This window comes from Aestuarium zhoushanense, assembly GCF_056431045.1.
Window position 1 is genome coordinate 49702 of the sequence record NZ_JBWKMA010000023.1, and the last position, 18089, is coordinate 67790.

Annotated in this window: 18 protein-coding genes; 15 read left to right on the forward strand and 3 right to left on the reverse strand. The window is 57.6% G+C overall.

Annotated elements, in window-relative coordinates; translation table 11 throughout:
- Positions 1–28: 28 nt before the first annotated feature.
- Both AC07ED_RS11765 and rsmI read right to left on the reverse strand, forming a co-directional pair.
- Entirely contained in the window at positions 29–409 is a 381-nt protein-coding gene (locus AC07ED_RS11765; RefSeq protein ID WP_105234324.1) for a YraN family protein, read from the reverse strand.
- The gene (gene rsmI, locus AC07ED_RS11770) at positions 409–1269 is read right to left on the reverse strand and encodes a 16S rRNA (cytidine(1402)-2'-O)-methyltransferase (RefSeq protein ID WP_067550656.1); all 861 of its coding nucleotides are present in this window, start codon (positions 1267–1269) and stop codon (positions 409–411) included. The genes AC07ED_RS11765 and rsmI overlap by 1 nt, the downstream gene beginning before the upstream one ends.
- Positions 1270–1369: 100 nt before the next feature.
- Here rsmI and AC07ED_RS11775 point away from each other — a divergent pair, with 100 nt between their 5' ends.
- The 4 genes from AC07ED_RS11775 to murJ all read left to right on the forward strand — a co-directional run bounded on the left by AC07ED_RS11775 (position 1370) and on the right by murJ (position 7477).
- On the forward strand, positions 1370–2554 hold the full coding sequence (locus AC07ED_RS11775; protein ID WP_105234323.1) for a penicillin-binding protein activator: 1185 nt from the start codon (positions 1370–1372) through the stop codon (positions 2552–2554).
- Positions 2514–5339, forward strand: coding sequence for a [protein-PII] uridylyltransferase (locus AC07ED_RS11780; protein WP_478242227.1), 2826 nt, complete (start codon positions 2514–2516; stop codon positions 5337–5339). Before AC07ED_RS11775 ends, AC07ED_RS11780 begins: the two co-directional genes overlap by 41 nt.
- The gene (locus AC07ED_RS11785) at positions 5339–5869 is read left to right on the forward strand and encodes a hypothetical protein (protein ID WP_105234322.1); all 531 of its coding nucleotides are present in this window, start codon (positions 5339–5341) and stop codon (positions 5867–5869) included. The genes AC07ED_RS11780 and AC07ED_RS11785 overlap by 1 nt, the downstream gene beginning before the upstream one ends.
- A 66-nt stretch (positions 5870–5935) precedes the next feature.
- Positions 5936–7477, forward strand: coding sequence for a murein biosynthesis integral membrane protein MurJ (gene murJ / locus AC07ED_RS11790; protein ID WP_105234321.1), 1542 nt, complete (start codon positions 5936–5938; stop codon positions 7475–7477).
- Here murJ and AC07ED_RS11795 read toward each other — a convergent pair.
- Complete coding sequence (locus AC07ED_RS11795) at positions 7474–8199, reverse strand: rhomboid family intramembrane serine protease (RefSeq protein WP_158664471.1); 726 nt, start codon at positions 8197–8199, stop codon at positions 7474–7476. The genes murJ and AC07ED_RS11795 overlap by 4 nt on opposite strands.
- Before the next feature lie 103 nt (positions 8200–8302).
- Here AC07ED_RS11795 and trpS point away from each other — a divergent pair, with 103 nt between their 5' ends.
- From trpS to AC07ED_RS11850, 11 genes are all read left to right on the forward strand, one after another.
- Complete coding sequence (gene trpS, locus AC07ED_RS11800) at positions 8303–9328, forward strand: tryptophan--tRNA ligase (RefSeq protein WP_105234320.1); 1026 nt, start codon at positions 8303–8305, stop codon at positions 9326–9328.
- Between the two features lie 250 nt (positions 9329–9578).
- The gene (locus AC07ED_RS11805; RefSeq protein WP_067550662.1) at positions 9579–10034 is read left to right on the forward strand and encodes a universal stress protein; all 456 of its coding nucleotides are present in this window, start codon (positions 9579–9581) and stop codon (positions 10032–10034) included.
- A 347-nt stretch (positions 10035–10381) separates the two neighbouring features.
- Positions 10382–10723: a hypothetical protein gene (locus tag AC07ED_RS11810; protein WP_105234319.1), complete on the forward strand. Its 342-nt coding sequence runs from the start codon at positions 10382–10384 to the stop codon at positions 10721–10723.
- A 126-nt stretch (positions 10724–10849) separates the two neighbouring features.
- The gene (locus AC07ED_RS11815) at positions 10850–11410 is read left to right on the forward strand and encodes a NifU family protein (protein ID WP_067550664.1); all 561 of its coding nucleotides are present in this window, start codon (positions 10850–10852) and stop codon (positions 11408–11410) included.
- Positions 11403–11999, forward strand: coding sequence for a tRNA (adenosine(37)-N6)-threonylcarbamoyltransferase complex dimerization subunit type 1 TsaB (gene tsaB, locus AC07ED_RS11820; RefSeq protein ID WP_105236275.1), 597 nt, complete (start codon positions 11403–11405; stop codon positions 11997–11999). Before AC07ED_RS11815 ends, tsaB begins: the two co-directional genes overlap by 8 nt.
- Complete coding sequence (gene rimI, locus AC07ED_RS11825) at positions 11996–12415, forward strand: ribosomal protein S18-alanine N-acetyltransferase (protein ID WP_105234318.1); 420 nt, start codon at positions 11996–11998, stop codon at positions 12413–12415. The genes tsaB and rimI overlap by 4 nt, the downstream gene beginning before the upstream one ends.
- 151 nt (positions 12416–12566) lie before the next feature.
- Positions 12567–13562: a BMP family lipoprotein gene (locus AC07ED_RS11830; protein WP_105234317.1), complete on the forward strand. Its 996-nt coding sequence runs from the start codon at positions 12567–12569 to the stop codon at positions 13560–13562.
- 75 nt (positions 13563–13637) lie between these two features.
- On the forward strand, positions 13638–15176 hold the full coding sequence (locus AC07ED_RS11835) for an ABC transporter ATP-binding protein (protein ID WP_105234316.1): 1539 nt from the start codon (positions 13638–13640) through the stop codon (positions 15174–15176).
- The gene (locus tag AC07ED_RS11840; RefSeq protein ID WP_105234315.1) at positions 15176–16270 is read left to right on the forward strand and encodes an ABC transporter permease; all 1095 of its coding nucleotides are present in this window, start codon (positions 15176–15178) and stop codon (positions 16268–16270) included. The genes AC07ED_RS11835 and AC07ED_RS11840 overlap by 1 nt, the downstream gene beginning before the upstream one ends.
- A complete protein-coding gene (locus AC07ED_RS11845) occupies positions 16270–17256 on the forward strand; it encodes an ABC transporter permease (protein WP_105234314.1) in 987 nt (328 codons plus the stop codon). The genes AC07ED_RS11840 and AC07ED_RS11845 overlap by 1 nt, the downstream gene beginning before the upstream one ends.
- Complete coding sequence (locus AC07ED_RS11850; RefSeq protein WP_067550670.1) at positions 17240–18040, forward strand: purine-nucleoside phosphorylase; 801 nt, start codon at positions 17240–17242, stop codon at positions 18038–18040. Before AC07ED_RS11845 ends, AC07ED_RS11850 begins: the two co-directional genes overlap by 17 nt.
- Positions 18041–18089: the final 49 nt, after the last annotated feature.

The following is an 18089-nucleotide window of genomic DNA, read 5'->3' on the forward strand; positions in this document are numbered from 1 at the left end:
TGGCGCAGACCGTCCCGCCCTTCAATGGCTACCACATCATTGATGCGTTCTCGATCACCTTTATCGCACCAGTTCCATCAACCAACGCCACATCAATCCGCATCGGTGTCAGCTGCCCCTTGGGTTCGCCCGTCACATAGTCCGTGGCACTGGCGCATATCCGCTGCATTTGCCGACGCGTAATATGCGACACCGCCTGATCGTGGGATTTGCTCTGTTTGACTTCAACAAAAACGATCCGATCCCCGTCACGACAAATCAGGTCAATTTCACCATACCGACCGCGCCACCGCCGAGCTGCAATGGTCTGCCCGCGACGCAAATAGTCCCGTTCGACGATCCCTTCGGCGGCAAGGCCCGCATGATACGCTCGTTGACCACGTTCAGATTTTCGCAGAGCCACGCCCATTAGTCCTCCTTCGAAAGGCCCAGCGCAATTTGGTAAACCTGCCGTTTCGGTAGGCCCAGCGCGCCCGCCACCGCTGTAGCGGCATCTTTAACGCGCATGGTTTCCATTGCCTGACGCAAAGCCGTTTCCACATCCATCTCTTCAACATCGGTGGCACCAGCCCGTCCGACCAGAACCACCAGTTCACCTTTGACGCTGCGCCCTTCGTAGGCGTCGATCACCTCATCAAGCGTGCCGCGCGTCACTTCTTCAAACTTTTTGGTCAGTTCCCGACAGACCGCGACATCCCGCGATCCCCCCAGAATCTCCCTCAAATCTTCTAACATTTCTTGAATCCGTTTCGGACTCTCATAAAAAATCATGGTTAACGGCATGTCCCGCAACGCGGCGATTTCGGTTTGGCGTTGGGCTCGGGCGGCGGGCAAGAACCCTGCAAACATGAACCGATCGGTCGGCAGACCAGAGACAGTCAGCGCTGCCAATACGGCCGAGGCACCGGGGGCTGCGGTCACGGTTAGGCCTTGGGCGATGACTTCGCGGCCCAGTTCGAACCCTGGGTCAGCAACAAGTGGCGTTCCTGCCTCGGACACATAGGCCACCGATTTTCCTTCGGCGATGAGCTTTACGATGCCTTGGACAGAGTTGTCACCAGAGTGGTCATGATAGGCGATCATGCGCCGACCGTTCAGCGGCACACCATGGATATCGAGCAATTTACGGGCGGTTCGGGTATCCTCGGCCACGATCAGGTCACAGGAGGCCAAAATATCGAGCGATCGCAGGGTGATATCGCGGGCGGAGCCAATCGGTGTTGCCACCAGATACAGACCTGCGGTTAACGGCGTGTTGCGGTGATTCATCGCTGGACCCTCTGGTTGTGGGGCCTATGATACGCCCAGGAGATTTGTCCTATCGGTCTGCCGTATCCATGGCGCCCGATGCAAGAGGAGTAAGATATTCATGTTCGCATTTGCTCGCACCGCCAAACAGGTGGCCGCACGGATTTTCGTTTTGTTTTCCATCGCTTGGGTTGCTGCCTGTGAGCCGATCCCCGTCTCGAACGGAGTGGGTGGTGGAATGCGTGTCGATCCGACAAAACCTGTCACAGTGGCGCTTTTGGTGCCCGGTGGGTCGGGCGTCGAATCGGATAGCTTCCTTGCATCGAACCTCGAGAATGCGGCGCGGATGGCCATTGCGGACCTTCAGGGCGTGCAAATTGACCTGCGCGTCTACAACACGGGCGCGTCACCTGAACAGGCGGCGACTGTTGCGACGCAGGCCGTGAATGATGGCGCGAAGATCATCCTCGGGCCCCTTTACGCCGAAGCGGCGAACGCAGCGGGTATCGCGGTTGCCGATCGTGGTGTGAACGTTCTGGCGTTTTCGAACAACTCGTCCATCGCAGGCAACAACGTATTCGTTCTCGGGCCGACCTTTGACAACACCGCAAACCGTCTCGTGTCCTATGCGGGCACAAAAGGTATCCAGAATTTCAGCATCGTGCACGGCGACGACCTTCAAGGCGCCGTTGGCCGTGATGCGATTGCCAATGCTGTGCGCAGCGGTGGCAAAACAGTTGGCAGCGTGCAGAGTTACCCGATGACCCAGCAGGGCATTATTTCGGCGGCTGGCCCGATTGCCAATTCGATCCGCAGCTCGGGATCACAGGCGGTCTTTTTGACAGGCGGCGTTAATGCTGACCTACCGCTGATCGCAACTGCACTGCCAGAACAAGGGATTGATCCAACTGTCACCCAATACATCGGCCTGACCCGTTGGGATGTGACCCCTCAGGCGCTTGCACTGCCGGGTCTTCAGGGTGGTATTTTCGCGATGCCTGACACGCAGATGATTTCCCTCTTTGAATCGCGTTACGCCGCGGCCTATGGGCAAAATCCACATCCGCTAGCAGGTCTGGCCTTTGACGGGATCGCCGCCATCGGCGCGCTCCTTGCCCAAGGCAACCCCGAAGCCCTTTCGGTTGCTGGCCTCACTCAATCGCAAGGGTTCCAAGGCACACAGGGCGTGTTCCGCCTGCTGCCCAACGGCACAAACCAGCGTGCGCTTGCGATCGCTCAAATTCAGAATAATCAGGTGGTAATCCTTGAACCTGCCCCAAGAAGCTTTGCGGGACTCGGCTTCTGAGCCGACCCTCCTCACTCAAGCCCCCGATGAAACCTCTGCCATAGGGCTGATTTGCGCTGCGGTAGACATCTTTGACGAACCTGCCGTTCAGGCAGAGATCGTCGCGAAATTGGCTGACCTTACGGACGCGATGGCGATCCGTAAGGCGGTGGTTGAAGTCCTGATCGCGGCCCGCAAAAAAGGTGTGGCTGCGATTGAGGCTGCATTCGTGGAACGACCGTTTGACGCCCGCCCCGTGACGCGGTCCTACACGATGCTCACCGACTATCTGGTGAAGACCGTCTATGACGTCGCGCGCACTCGGCTGCATAAGCTGAACTCTCCCACCGATGGGGAACGGCTCGCTATTGTGGCTGTGGGTGGCTACGGGCGGGGTGAAATGGCGCCTCATTCGGACGTCGATCTGCTGTTCGTCACGCCCTACAAGATCACCCCTTGGGCCGAAAGCTTGATTGAGTCCATGCTCTACATGCTGTGGGATTTGCGGCTCAAGGTCGGCCACGCGAGCCGCACGATCAAGGACTGTCTCAGGCTTGCCCGCGAGGATTACACCATCCGCACCTCGCTGGTGGAGTTTCGGTTCCTCGACGGCGACGAAGATCTCGCAAAGTCGCTCAACGACAAACTTTGGAGCGAACTGTTTTCCACCACGGCCACCGATTTCGTTGAAGCCAAGCTAGAAGAACGCGCTGAACGCCACCGCAAACAAGGCGGGCAGCGATATGTGGTTGAGCCAAACGTCAAAGAGGGCAAAGGCGGCCTTCGCGATTTGCAGTCTTTGTTCTGGATCGCGAAATACGTGAACAAGGTGCAGACCACGGCAGAATTGGTGGATCGCGGCGTATTTACTCCTGAGGAATACACGACCTTCCTTCAGGCCGAGGAATTCCTCTGGGCCGTTCGCTGCCACCTGCATTTGATTTCCGCGCGGGCGATGGATCAGTTAACCTTTGACCTGCAGGTCGAAGTGGCGTCACGCATGGGATACCACGACAGCGCAGGTCGGCGCGGCGTTGAACACTTTATGCAGGACTATTTCCGCCACGCGACGCGTGTGGGCGAATTGACCCGCATCTTCTTGACCGCGCTAGAGGCTCAGCACGCAAAACCAGAGCCGATGTTGCAGCGGCTGCTGACCCGTCGTCGCAAGGCACGTCCGCCTTATGCGATCAAACAGAACCGCCTGACGGTCGCCGATGAAAAGGCGTTTTTTGCCGATAAGGTGAACATGCTGCGCATCTTTGAAGAAGCGCTCCGCACCGGCACCTTGCTGCACCCAGAGGCCATGCGCCTTTTGGCGGCGAACCTTGATTTGATCGACGACAGCGTGCGCGACGACAAAGAGGCGATCCGCATCTTCCTCGACCTTATGCTCAAACACGGGAACCCCGAACGGGCGCTACGTCGGATGAACGAATTGGGCGTTCTGGCCGCGTTCCTACCCGAGTTCGCACCGATCGTGGCGATGATGCAGTTCAACATGTATCACAGCTACACCGTGGACGAGCACATCATCCAATGTATCAGCCACCTCGCACAGATCGAACGCGGGGAACTGGTCGAAGAACTGCCCGTCGCCTCTGGCATCCTGAAGGAAGGCGTGAACCGCAAGGTGATCTATGTCGCGCTTTTGCTCCATGACATCGGCAAGGGTCGTCCCGAAGATCACTCTATCCTCGGGGCACAGATGGCCCGCAAGATCTGTCCGCGTCTGGGTTTGACCAAAGAAGAGTCCGAAACAGTCGAATGGCTCGTTCGGTATCACCTCTTGATGTCCGACACCGCGCAAAAGCGTGACCTGTCAGAGCCGCGCACCGTGCGTGATTTCGCAAAAGCGGTGAAGTCGGTCAAACGGCTCGACCTGCTGACCGTTCTGACCGTTTGCGATATTCGCGGCGTTGGTCCGGGCACATGGAACAACTGGAAGGCCATGCTTCTGCGTGACCTGCACCAGTTGACCAAAATCGCGCTGGAAAGCGGAATGGAAGAGATCAACCGCGACGCCCGTGAAAACGAAGCCAAGAAAGCGCTGCGCGAGGCATTGTCTGATTGGGATGCCAAGGATGTTCGCACGGAACTCGGGCGTCACTACGGTCCCTATTGGCAGGGTCTGCCCGCCTCGGCTCAGGTTATCTTTGCGAAACTGCTGCACGATATTTCGGACGTGGAAATCCGCATCGATATGGAGCTGGACCACGACCGCGACGCGACGCGCGCCTGTTTCGCAATGGCCGACCATCCGGGTCTGTTCAGCCGCATGACGGGTGCGCTGGCTCTTGTTGGGGCGAACGTTGTGGATGCGCGCACCTATACGTCCAAAGACGGCTACGCGACCGCGATTTTCTGGATTCAGGATGCCGAAGGGCACCCCTATGAAAAGGCTCGTATGCCGCGCCTGCGCCAGATGATCGAACGCACCCTCAAAGGTGAGGTTATCACCCGCGAGGCGCTGAAGGACAAAGACAAGATCAAGAAGCGCGAGCAAGCCTTCCGCGTTCAGACCCATATCACCTTTGATAACGAAGGATCGGACCTCTACACCATCATCGAGGTGGATACCCGTGACCGCGCTGGCCTCTTACACGACCTCACACGCACGCTTGCTGCGAACAACGTCTACATCGCTTCTGCCGTGATCGCGACCTATGGCGAACAGGTTGTCGATACCTTCTACGTCAAAGACATGTTCGGCCTGAAATTCCACCAAGAGAGCCGTAGGCAAGCGCTTGAGAAGAAATTGCGCGAAGCAATCGTTCAGGGCGTGGAGCGGGCGAAGGTAAACTGATGCGATATGCGAAAACCCTCGCGGTAATCGCCGTAGGGCTAGCGATCGGGATGGTGGCGCGATCTGCGTATCAAAGCGCACATCGCGTCGAGGCCATGATCGCGCATTTTGATCGTGTCTGCCGATCCGCATATGATGGGAATTTCGTATCCGAGGCTGCACGAGAGGCGTTCGAAGGTAAAGTACCGCCTGAGATGATCTGGGACGGTGCGTCGAAAACCTTTGCAGAGGTTCAGTACTCGCGCTGCGCTGTGTTCGAGGGTGAAAACCTTTTGAATAATGAGGACCGAGAACAATTCGAATTGGCAGTTGCGGACTATCTGGCAAAGGCGTTTCCGCAACTGACGTTCGACCCGAAAGCGGAACTAGATAGCTTCGATCTTTTCAAATTTTGGGCGCAATACGACGTTAACGACCCGAGGCGTTGGGGCATTTCACTAAGCCGTATTCAACGCCCTACCGACCTCACCGCTATTGTCGAAAACTGGTCGCTCGTGCGCACCGAGATTGAGATTGTCATTCCTCACTAAGATTGGCCTGACATTCCAATCGGCATTCATGCTAGAAGGCGGGGAATTTTACTTTTGGACTTCTAAATGAAACCCATTCGCCTTGTTTCTGGCTTTCTGACGGTTGGACTGTGGACTCTGCTCTCTCGTGTTTTGGGGTTCGCGCGAGATATTATGATCGCGGCCTATCTGGGCACGGGCCCCGTGGCAGAAGCGTTTCTGATCGCGTTTTCCCTGCCCAACGTGTTCCGTCGGTTCTTTGCCGAAGGGGCGTTCAACATGGCCTTTGTGCCGATGTTTTCCAAAAAGGTCGAAGGCGATGAGGACGCAGCGAAATTTGCCAATGACGCGTTTACAGGTCTGGCGAGCGTTCTGATCGTCTTTACCGTGGTTGCGATGGTCGCGATGCCGTGGCTCGTGCTCGCTATGGCCTCTGGATTTCAAGGGGACGAGCGGTTTGACCTCGCGGTTCTTTATGGTCGGATCGCGTTCCCTTATATCCTGTTCATCTCCCTCGCCGCACTGTTGTCAGGTGTTCTGAACTCTATCGGTCGGTTCACGGCTGCCGCCGCCGCGCCCGTATTCCTGAACATTTTTTTCGTCAGTGCGATGATCCTCGCGACCATCATGGGGTGGCCGATTGGGGACACATTGGCGTGGACCGTTCCCTTTGCGGGGATCGGGCAAATGGCGCTGGTTTGGGTTGCTGCAAAGAAGGCGGGATTTACGCTGACATTCAGCCGCCCAAAGATGACGCCAGACCTAAAGCGGCTCGCGATTATCGCGGCCCCTGCGGCGCTGGCGGGCGGGGTGGTGCAGATCAACCTGCTGGTCGGTCGTCAGGTGGCGAGTTTCTACGACGGCGCTGTGGCGTGGCTGTCTTACGCGGACCGCCTGTATCAGCTGCCATTGGGTGTCGTCGGCATCGCGATCGGTGTGGTTCTCTTGCCCGACCTATCCCGTCGTTTGCGCGCTGGTGACACGGAAGGCGGGCGTGATGCGTTCAACCGTGCGTGCGAGATGTCTCTGGCGCTGACGATCCCTGCGGCGGTCGCTCTGATGGTGATCCCGATCCCGCTGGTTCAAGTGCTCTACCAACGCGGCGCATTTGGCACCGATGACACGATGGCAACGGCAATCGCAGTGGCGGTCTATGGCCTCGGCCTGCCCGGGTTCGTGATGCAAAAGGCGCTGCAACCGTTGTTCTTTGCACGCGAAGACACCCGCCGTCCGTTCTATATCGCGCTGGTGTCCCTGATCGTGAATGCCACAGTCGCCATTGGCCTGATGCCCTACATTGGCTTTATCGCAGCGGCCATCGGCACCACATTGTCTGGCTGGGCGACTGTCGTTTTCCTCTGGGTAAAGTCCCGCAACATGGGCGAAGCCGCCACCTTTGACGATCGGTTCAAGAGCCGTTTTTGGCGGATTTGCACAGCATCTGTGATGATGGGCGTTGTGCTTTGGGGCGCTGCCGTGGTGCTGACGCCTGCGCTTGGCCTGCCGCTCTGGCGGTATCTCGCGCTCTTTGTGCTAATCGGGATCGGCATGACCGCCTATTTCATCAGCGGCCAAATGATCGGCGCGTTCAAACTGTCAGAGTTCAAACGCGCGATGAAACGTGGTTAATCGCTGCGCTGGCGGATGCGGTTGACGAATGCTGCCCATCCGCCCGGCCCGACGAGCGGCGACAACAAAAGCCCCGCAAAGAACCCAGCCATATCGGCGACACCAACGTAGAACACCATCGGCGTGGCATCCCCACCCATGCCCAAAACCGCAAATATCTTGAGCATCAGGCCCCACATGACCTGAATGATCAAAAGCATGCCGATCATGGAAAACGCCCGCCAACGGTTTTGCCCCGTTTGACCGAGCCGCATCCACATCATGTAGGAAAACGCGCCGATCAACCCGTAGATCGGAGGATAGGCGCCATAGAGTGGCCAGTTTTCAGGAGCCACAGTGCCAAAGACCATCGCAGCCACGATGCTGGGAACGACGAACACCGCCAACATCGACGCCCAGTGCCAGCGTTCGCCCACGAATTTGCCCAAGGCCAATACGATCGCCATCGCGAAAAACGCATGGGTGAAGCCCGAATGGATGAAGGGATAGGTCACGTAACGCCAGAGGAACTCAGGAACGAACAGACTCCGCGCAAACATCTCGTGTTGAACGGCAGGGAAGAACCCGAAATCGGTGACCGTATCCGCACGCCAACCGATCCCAGCCGCGCCTGCTAATACCCCCGACCCTGCCAGTTGCATCAGGATTTCCACGCCAGCGATTAACAACGCCAGCACAGCAGCGGTGTTCGGAATGTCGTTCAACAGGCTTTCGCGTTCCATATCTCTGTCTTCCTTGCCTCTATCTGCCCGCTTCGCATTGACGGGACTTGCCCCCCTCGGTAAGCCTTCGCCGACTTTTAATCCAGCCCCGGAAGGTTTGACGATGACCGATACCAAATTCACACCGCGTGTGTTCTCTGGCATCAAACCCTCGGGCGGGTTGACCCTTGGCAACTATCTCGGCGCGATCAAGCGGTTTGTAGATATGCAGGGCGGCCAGTTCGAGACGATCTATTGCGTGGTGGACCTCCACGCGATCACCGTCTGGCAAGACCCCAAAGAATTGGCAAATGCGACACGCGAAGTGGCTGCTGGCTACCTCGCCTCTGGGATCGATCCTGAACAGTCGATCCTCTTTAATCAGGCTCAGGTGTCTGGCCATGCCGAGCTCGGCTGGATTTTCAACTGTGTGGCCCGCGTCGGCTGGATGAACCGCATGACCCAGTTCAAGGACAAGGCAGGTTCGGGCAAGGATGCGGAAAAAGCGTCGCTTGGCCTTTATGCCTATCCGTCGCTGATGGCGGCTGACATCCTGCTCTACCACGCGACCCACGTTCCTGTGGGCGAGGACCAAAAGCAGCACGTCGAACTGACCCGCGACATCGCGAAAAAGTTCAACCACGACTTCAAGGTGGATTTCTTCCCCGAAACCACTCCCGTCATCGAAGGCCCTGCCATGCGCGTTATGAACCTCCGCGACGGGTCGAAAAAGATGTCCAAGTCGGGCGAGAGCGACATGGAACGCATCAACATGACCGATGATGCCGACACCATCGCGAAGAAGTTCAAGAAAGCCAAAAGCGACGCAGAGGCCCTGCCAGAAACCGTCGAAGGTCTGGCAGATCGCCCAGAGGCGCGGAACTTGATTAACATCTACGCTGCGCTGAACGACCAAACCAACGAACAAGTGATTGCAGAGTTCGGTGGCGAAGGTTGGGGCAAGTTCAAACCAGCCCTTGCTGATTTGGCCGTTGAAAAGCTCGCGCCGATTTCGACCGAGATGAAACGCCTGATGGACGATCCTGCAGAGATCGACCGCATTTTGACCCGCGGTGCTGATCGCGCACGCGAAATCGCGCAGCCGATCCTGAAACAGACCTACGATATCGTCGGTCTTTTGCGCGGGTAACAACCCACAGCTGGTGTCGCTACGGCGACATCAACGTTGACCCAACGTCACATTATTGAATCGAACTCACCCCATCCTGAGTTCAACCGTGCGTCATTTGTCCTGGCCGCATGGTGTCAGCCGACACGTCCCAGTCGGTAAAGTTGCGCGCGTCCGGTTCTCCCCAGCCGGACGCGCCTCTACTCTGGATCAGCGATAGTCGTTGCCTCGCCCCAGCCATTGCGTCAATATCCCGCCAAAGGGGGACCCGATGCGTAAGTTTCTTGTGGTTTTGGACGATAGCCGTGAATGCTTGAACGCGATGCGTTTTGCCGCGATGCGTGCCTCTCATACAGGCGCAGGGGTTGCGATCCTGTCGATCATCGCGCCCGAAGAATTCAATCACTGGATCGGTGTGGGCGAGATCATGCGCGAAGAAGCGCGTGAACGGATTGTTGCCCATTTTGAGGTCTTTGCGAAATGGATGCGCGACAAACAGGGCGTCGATCCCGAACTGATCATCCGCGAAGGCGAAGCCGTCACCGAAATCCTATCTGTGATCGAAGAGGACCAATCCATCGGCGTTCTCGTCCTCGGCGCGGGGAATGACAAAAAGGGACCGGGCCCATTGGTGACGCAGCTTTCGCGCCAATCTGGGAGCCTGCCGATTCCGATCACCGTAGTGCCCGGTGATTTGAGCAAAGAGAAGCTCGAAGCGATCACCTGACCGCGGGGGAAAGAGCCCAAATCGAATTTGAGAAGCCCGCGTGACGCACGCGGGTTTTTTATTTTCACATTCTGTCGGCTGGCGCCCGTGATCGGACTGAGGGCTGAATTGCAGAGGTCACCATATCAAAATGCACCGAAGTCCCCCTTTCGCGACAGCAATGCACACTCACCTCTGCACTATTCAACGGACGTTGCCCTCTACGTGGATTTCAATGCTTTCCGTCGCTCACCCAGCCTCATTTTAATGTGACATATCAAGGACTTTCCAAACCCGAGACGGAGGCACAGTTTCCATTTCACAAACGGCCAGCATGGTGTTGGCCAATAACAAAACTGGAGACTGAAATGCTGAAACAAACAACTCTTGCTGCCCTCGCTCTGACTGCAACCTTTGCTGCGGCCACCTCTGCTTCTGCCGCTGACGCATACTTTGGCGTTCAGAACGCTGTGAAAGACAGCGGCGACCTCACGATCAGCTACGTGAACTCGCCTGCGGATGGCGTCATCGAAATCTATGACTACGACGGCAGCGTCAAAGGTCGCCTGCTCGGCACTGAGACAGTCAAAGCTGGCGGCAACATCAACACAGAGGTCGACATTACGAACTACCCCGCGTCCAAAGTGATCGCAGTCCTGAAAGTCGGCGGCCAAGAGCTTACGACGAAAACGCTCTACGTGAACAACTAAGTTAGACCTGGGTCTCTCTCACGGGGTCGCCTAAGGGTGGCCCCGAAAACATTTAGAACCATTCTAAACCTTGACTTCGATGCCCTGAGGGCAGATATGTAAGTCCGACAGAAAAGGTTGGCTTCCATGTTTATCCAGACCGAATCCACGCCGAACCCGGCGACACTGAAATTCCTGCCTGGTCAGGCCGTTCTCGAAGTTGGCACCGCCGATTTCCCGACCGCTGACGCGGCTGCGCAATCCCCGCTTGCTTCCCGTATTTTCGGAATCGACGGCGTAAGCGGTGTGTTCTTTGGCACCGACTTTGTGACCGTGACCAAATCCGACAGCGTTGAATGGGACCATATCAAGCCAGCGATCCTTGGCGCGATCATGGAGCATTTCCAGTCGGGCGCTGCTGTGATGAGCGGCGAAGGCTCTGGTGGTCACGCGGACAATCATAGCGAAGAAGATACCGATATCGTCAACCAGATCAAAGAACTGCTCGATACACGTGTGCGTCCTGCGGTGGCTCAAGACGGCGGCGACATCACGTTCCATGGCTTTGATCGCGGCATCGTTTACCTGCACATGCAGGGTGCCTGCGCTGGTTGCCCGTCTTCGACCCTGACCCTGAAAATGGGCATTGAGAACCTGCTGCGCCACTACATTCCCGAAGTGCTCGAGGTGCGCCCCGTTGCTGCCTAAGTCACCAACGATACTGGCATTTGATACATCGGCGGCGCATTGCGCCGCCGCTTTGTTACAGGGTGACACGATCACCACCCGCATCGACGAAATGGCCAAAGGTCAGGCAGAGCATTTGATGCCGATGTTGACCGAGGCGCTCTCTGACGCGGGGCTCACGTGGTCCGATCTGGATGCGATCGGTGTCGGCACTGGGCCTGGTAATTTTACGGGCATCCGCATTTCCGTCTCAGCGGCGCGTGGTCTGGCCCTCGGCCTATCGATCCCCGCGATTGGGGTGAATGGGTTTGAGGCGCTGACACATGGCCTGCCCATCCCCATCACGGCACTGATCGACGCCCCACGGGGCAGCACATACCTCCAGCATTTCACCGTTGATGGCCCACAAGCGCCCGAAATGATCGTAGTTGCGGATCATCCCATCGACGGGCCTATCGCGCCTGTGCTGAGTGCCGCCGATCATGTTGCAAACATTGCCCGCGTCGCGGCAGAGCGTTTGGGCCAGACCCAACCACGCCCTGCGCCGCTCTATGTGCGGGCGGCGGATGCAGCCCCCCCGCGCGACCCTGCTCCGGTGATCCTTCCGTGAACGCCGACGCGCTCGCCCAAATTCACGCGGAGTGTTTTTCGACGCCACGACCGTGGTCGGCGGATGAACTCCGGGGGATGATGGACGACAGGTTCACGGCATGTATCACGTCAGAGAACGGTTTTGCCGTGATCCGCGTTGTTCTGGACGAGGCAGAACTTTTGACGATCTGCGTGGCGCCCTCTGCGCGCGGCACGGGCGAAGGGCGCGGACTGCTGGAACTCGCACTCCACACGGCAAAAGAGCGTGGCGCAGAAAATATGTTTCTTGAGGTTGCGGCGAATAACGCAACAGCCATCGGGCTTTACCGCTCTGTCGGTTTTGTCGATTCGGGATTTCGTAAAGATTACTACAGAACACCCGACGGTGCGCGGATTGACGCGCTTTTGCTCCAATTACCGCTCTCACAACGCTAAATTATTGATCATCTGATCAAAGCGACACCAAGTGACGTGAGAATCCGGTTGACCCCCAGAGCGTAAACAGCCCTAATTCCAGCAGACACGAGAGATGTCCGCCCACGCGGGCCGCTGCGGCTCCGGGGCAAAACCAGTTGGGAGATACTAAATGACCCTCGTCACAAAATTCCTCGGCGCATCTGCTGCCCTTGCCCTGACCGCAGGCGCTGCGCTCGCCGATCCGGCAATCATTTTTGACCTTGGCGGCAAATTCGATAAATCCTTCAACGAAGCAGCATTCGGCGGCGCGACCCGCTGGGCCGAAGAAACCGGCGGCAGCTTTGCTGAATTCGAAATCACCTCGGACGCGCAGCGTGAACAGGCGATCCGTCGCTTTGCTGAAGACGGCAACAACCCGATTGTTATGGCTGGCTTCTCTTGGGCAACCCCCCTCGCAGCTGTTGCACCTGAATACCCTGACCTGAAGTTCTCGATCATCGACATGGTTGTTGATGCACCGAACGTTCAGTCGGTTGTGTTCAACGAACACGAAGGTTCGTACCTCGTTGGTATGCTGGCTGCGATGGCGTCTGAGGACGGCACCGTTGGCTTTATCGGCGGCATGGACATCCCGCTCATCCGCAAATTCGCATGTGGCTACGCTCAAGGCGCGCTGGCTGTGAACCCTGACGCGACCGTCATCGCAAACATGACCGGCACCACCCCTGCTGCATGGAACGATCCGGTTAAAGGTTCGGAACTCACCCTCGCACAGATCAGCCAAGGCGCTGACGTGATCTACGCTGCGGCTGGCGGCACTGGTGTTGGCGTTCTGCAAACCGCAGCGGACCAAGGCGTCTATTCGATCGGCGTCGACTCCAACCAGAACTACATGCACCCGGGTTCGGTTCTGACCTCGATGATGAAGCGCGTGGACAACGCTGTTTATGACGCCTTCACCGCTGGTGCTGACCTCGAAGCAGGCTTCAACGTGATGGGTCTGTCGAACGGTGGCGTTGGTTATGCGCTCGACGAAAACAACGCTGACCTGATCACCGACGAAATGAAAGCAGCGGTTGACGCGGCATCTGCTCAGATCGCATCGGGCGAGCTGGTTGTTCACGACTACATGTCGGACGAAACCTGCCCAGTTCTCGACTTCTAAGTCGAACGATCCACGCATATTGGGCCGCGCCGTTATTATCCGGCGCGGCTTTTCTATCTGCCCGAGGGACAGAGAATGACCGCACCCGCACCTGCCATCGAACTCGTCGGAATTTCCAAGGCCTTTGGGCCAGTTCAGGCAAACAAAGACATTTCCATTCGCGTTATGCCCGGCACGATCCACGGAATCATTGGGGAAAACGGCGCGGGGAAATCCACGCTCATGTCGATCCTTTACGGGTTCTACAAGGCGGACGCGGGCGAGGTATTCATCAACGGGCAAAAGACCGAAATCCCAGACAGTCAGGCGGCAATTGCGGCTGGTATCGGGATGGTGTTCCAGCACTTTAAACTGGTTGAGAATTTCACCGTCCTCGAAAACGTCATCTTGGGCGTTGAGGACGGATTTTTGCTTCGCCCTTCGCTGAACAAGGCGCGCAAAGAGCTAAAGCAACTGTCCGAAGAATACGAACTCCACGTGGACCCAGATGCCATTATCGAAGAGATCGGCGTCGGGATGCAGCAACGTGTTGAGATCCTCAAGGCGCTCTACCGTCAGGCCGACATTCTGATCCTCGACGAACCGACGGGCGTTCTGACCCCTGCTGAGGCGGACCAACTATTCCGTATCCTTGGCCGTCTTCGTGAAGAGGGCAAAACGATTATCCTGATTACCCATAAGCTGCGGGAAATCATGGAAATTACCGACACGGTTTCGGTCATGCGTCGCGGGGAAATGACCGCGACCGTCAAAACCGCTGAAACCGATCCCGCCCAACTGGCTGAGCTGATGGTCGGACGCAAGGTTCTGCTTCAGGTCGATAAGGTCCCTGCAAAACCAGGGGACGTGATCCTGGACGTGCAGAACCTAAATGTCACCGATGCGCAGGGTGTCCATCGTGTCAAAAACGTATCGTTCAACATCCGCGCAGGTGAAATCCTCGGCATCGCGGGCGTTGCGGGGAACGGTCAGTCCGAACTGCTCGAAGTACTGGGTGGCTACGAAAAGGGAACTGGCACCATCACAGTGAACGGCCAACCGATTGACCTAACTGGGAAATACTCCGACGGACAAAGCCGCCGCAAACGTGGCATCGCCCACGTGCCAGAGGATCGTCAGCGCGAAGGTCTGGTGATGAACTTCTCCGCTTGGGAAAACACGGCATTCGGCTACCACAGCGACCCGCGCTACCAGAAAAACGCCCTCTTTATGGATCACGCTGCAATCAAGGCAGATACCGCCGAAAAGATGGAACGTTTTGACGTCCGCCCACCCAACCCGCTTTTGGCCGCCAAGAACTTTTCTGGCGGCAACCAACAAAAGATCGTTGTCGCGCGCGAAATCGAACGTAATCCCGATGTGCTTCTGATCGGTCAGCCAACCCGTGGCGTCGACATCGGCGCAATCGAATTCATTCATAAACAAATCGTCGCCCTACGCGACCAAGGCAAAGCGATCCTCCTAGTGTCAGTCGAGCTGGACGAGATCATGTCGCTCTCTGATCGGATCGCCGTGATGTTTGACGGACGGATCATGGGCGAACGCCTGCCACAAGACACCAATGTTCAGGAACTCGGCCTGCTAATGGCTGGTGTTCAAGGGGATGCCGCCTGATGCAAAAGATGCCGAACTGGGCCGATGTGGTCCTTGTCCCTGTATTGTCGCTGGTCTTGGCCGCGATCATCTCTGCCATCGTGATTTTGGCCATCGGGCACAACCCGATAGATGCGCTCGGCATCATGGTCAAGGGCGCGTTGGGCAATAGCGCGAATGTGTCCTACACGCTCTACTACGCGACCAACTTTATCTTCACGGGCCTTGCCGTGGCGGTGGCCTATCACGCACGCATGTTCAACATCGGCGGCGAGGGTCAGGCCTATATCGGCGGCCTCGGTGCAGCGCTCGCTTGCCTCTACATCCCTTGGCCGCATTGGACACTCGCACTGATTGGCGGCGGTGTTGCCGCGGCGGTCTTTGGCGCGGCTTGGGCAGCGATTCCTGCCTACCTTCAAGCAAAACGCGGTAGCCACATCGTGATCACCACGATCATGTTCAACTACATGGCCTACCCGTTGCTGAACTTCCTCCTGAATGGCCCGATCAAGGCCGGCGGCATGGAACCCGCAACCCCATCGTTTGCTGAGGCGATGCACCTCCCTAACCTCTCTGCCATCCTCGGCGCGGTGGGCATCAGTTTTTCGGACCGTGGCCCTGCGAACTTTGCCCTGATCATCGCGCTTCTGGCCTGCGTGTTTGTCTGGGCGCTGATTTGGAAAACCAAGCTCGGCTACGAAACCCGCGCCTTTGGGCAAAGCGAAACAGCTGCAAAATATGCGGGCATTAAACCGACAAAGATCATCATGATCGCAATGCTCATTTCGGGTGGTCTGGCGGGCATGATGGCCATCAACAACGTCATGGGCGAAGCGGAACGTCTGGTTCTCAACGCGGTTGAGGGCGCGGGTTTCATCGGCATCGCGGTGGCGCTGATGGGCCGCAACCACCCCGTCGGCATCCTGATCGCCGCGATCCTATTCGGCATCCTCTACCAAGGCGGCGCAGAGCTTTCGGCCGAACTGCGCATCCCGCGCGAAATGGTCACCGTGATCCAAGCACTCGTCATCCTATTCACAGGCGCGCTCGACAATATGGTGCGCATGCCAATCGAAAAACTCTTCGTGGCATTTGGCCGTAAGGGGGCAAACTGATGGACCTTCTCGCGTTTTTCGACATTGCGGTTCTCGACGGCACAGTGCGCCTCGGCGTGCCGTTGCTGCTGGCATGCCTTGCGGGCCTCTACTCTGAACGGGCTGGGATTTTCGACATTGGCCTTGAGGGGAAAATGCTGATCGCAGCCTTCCTCGCGGCTGGCGTATCCTTTACCACGGGCAGCGTTTGGCTAGGCCTCATCGCTGGTGTTTTGGCCTCGGTGGTCTTGTCGCTCCTGCACGGGCTCGCCTCGATCACCTTCCGTGGGAACCAGTTGATTTCAGGCGTTGCGATCAACTTCTTCGCCTCAGGCATAACCGTCGTCGCGGCCCAAGCATGGTTCGGCGAAGGTGGCCGCACACCGTCACTGTCGGGTGCCGCTCGTTTTGAATCGATCCAATTCCCCGGCGCATTAACCCGCATCCGTGACATCGCCAAAGCTGACCTCCCGATGAAAGTCTATTCCGAACTTCTGTCGGGTCACACGATCATCGTTTACCTCTGTATCCTGATCGTTCCCTTCGTTTGGTGGACCCTCTATCGCACCCGCTTCGGCCTGCGCCTCCGTGCTGTTGGCGAAAATCCGGGCGCGGTGGACACGGCTGGTATCTCGGTCTACCGCATGCGTTATTCGGCTGTGATCATCTGCGGCGTGCTCTGCGGTCTTGCGGGCGCTTACCTGTCCACTGGGCTTCAGGCGGGCTTTGTCCGTGAAATGACCGCGGGCCGTGGCTACATCGCCCTCGCCGCGCTGATCTTTGCGAAATGGCGTCCGTGGCAGGCACTGGGTGCAACGATGCTCTTTGGCTACCTACAGGCGCTCGCCATTCGCCCCGACATCCTTGAACGGGCCATTGGTATCCGCGTCCAGACTCAAGTCCTCGACGCCTTGCCCTACGTCCTAACCGTTATCGTGCTTGCTGGTTTCGTCGGCAAAGCTATCCCGCCGCGCGCGGGCGGAGAAGCCTATGTCAAAGAACGCTAAACTACTAAAAATCATCCGCGATCACGCAGGTGAAGAACCCGTCAAACTGGGCCTGATCCTCGGCTCTGGCCTAGGCCATCTCGCTGGCGCGGTCGAAGGCGTGGCGATCCCCTACTCCGAATTGCCGGGGTTCCCCCATGCGGGCGTATCGGGGCACAACCCGAACCTCGTGATTGGCACACTCGAAGGCGTGCGCGTCGCTGTCTTTGGCGGTCGGGCGCACTATTACGAACGCGGCAAACCTGATGAAATGCGCATCCCGCTAGAAGTCCTCTGCGAACTCGGCGCTGACACGGTGATTGCAACCAATGCCGCAGGGTCGCTCCGCCCCGATATGCCGACGGGCTCGATCATGGCGCTGACGGACCACATCAACTTCTCTGGCCTCAATCCGCTGATCGGTGAACCCTCGGACAAACGCTTTGTCCCGATGATGGACGCCTACGAGCCTGAGTTACGTGAAAAGCTCCTCTTTGCGGCCGCCTACGAAGAGGTCAGCCTGCATCAAGGCATCTATGCGTGGTATTCTGGCCCTTCGTTTGAAACACCAGCCGAAATCCGTGCAATCCGCACGCTGGGCGCTGACGCTGTTGGCATGTCCACTGTGCCAGAAGTCATCCTCGCGCGCTTCCTCGGCCTTCGTGCTGCGGCCATCTCAACCATCACCAACATGGCCGCAGGCATGAGCGATGAGGCGATCAGCCACGAACATACCAAAGCGATGGCCCCTCTGGGCGCCGCCAAACTGGAAAAAGTCCTCCGCCGTTTCCTGCGCGACCTCTGATCCAGCCTTTGTGCTTTAAATATCTCGGGGGTGTGGGGGGAGCGCCCCC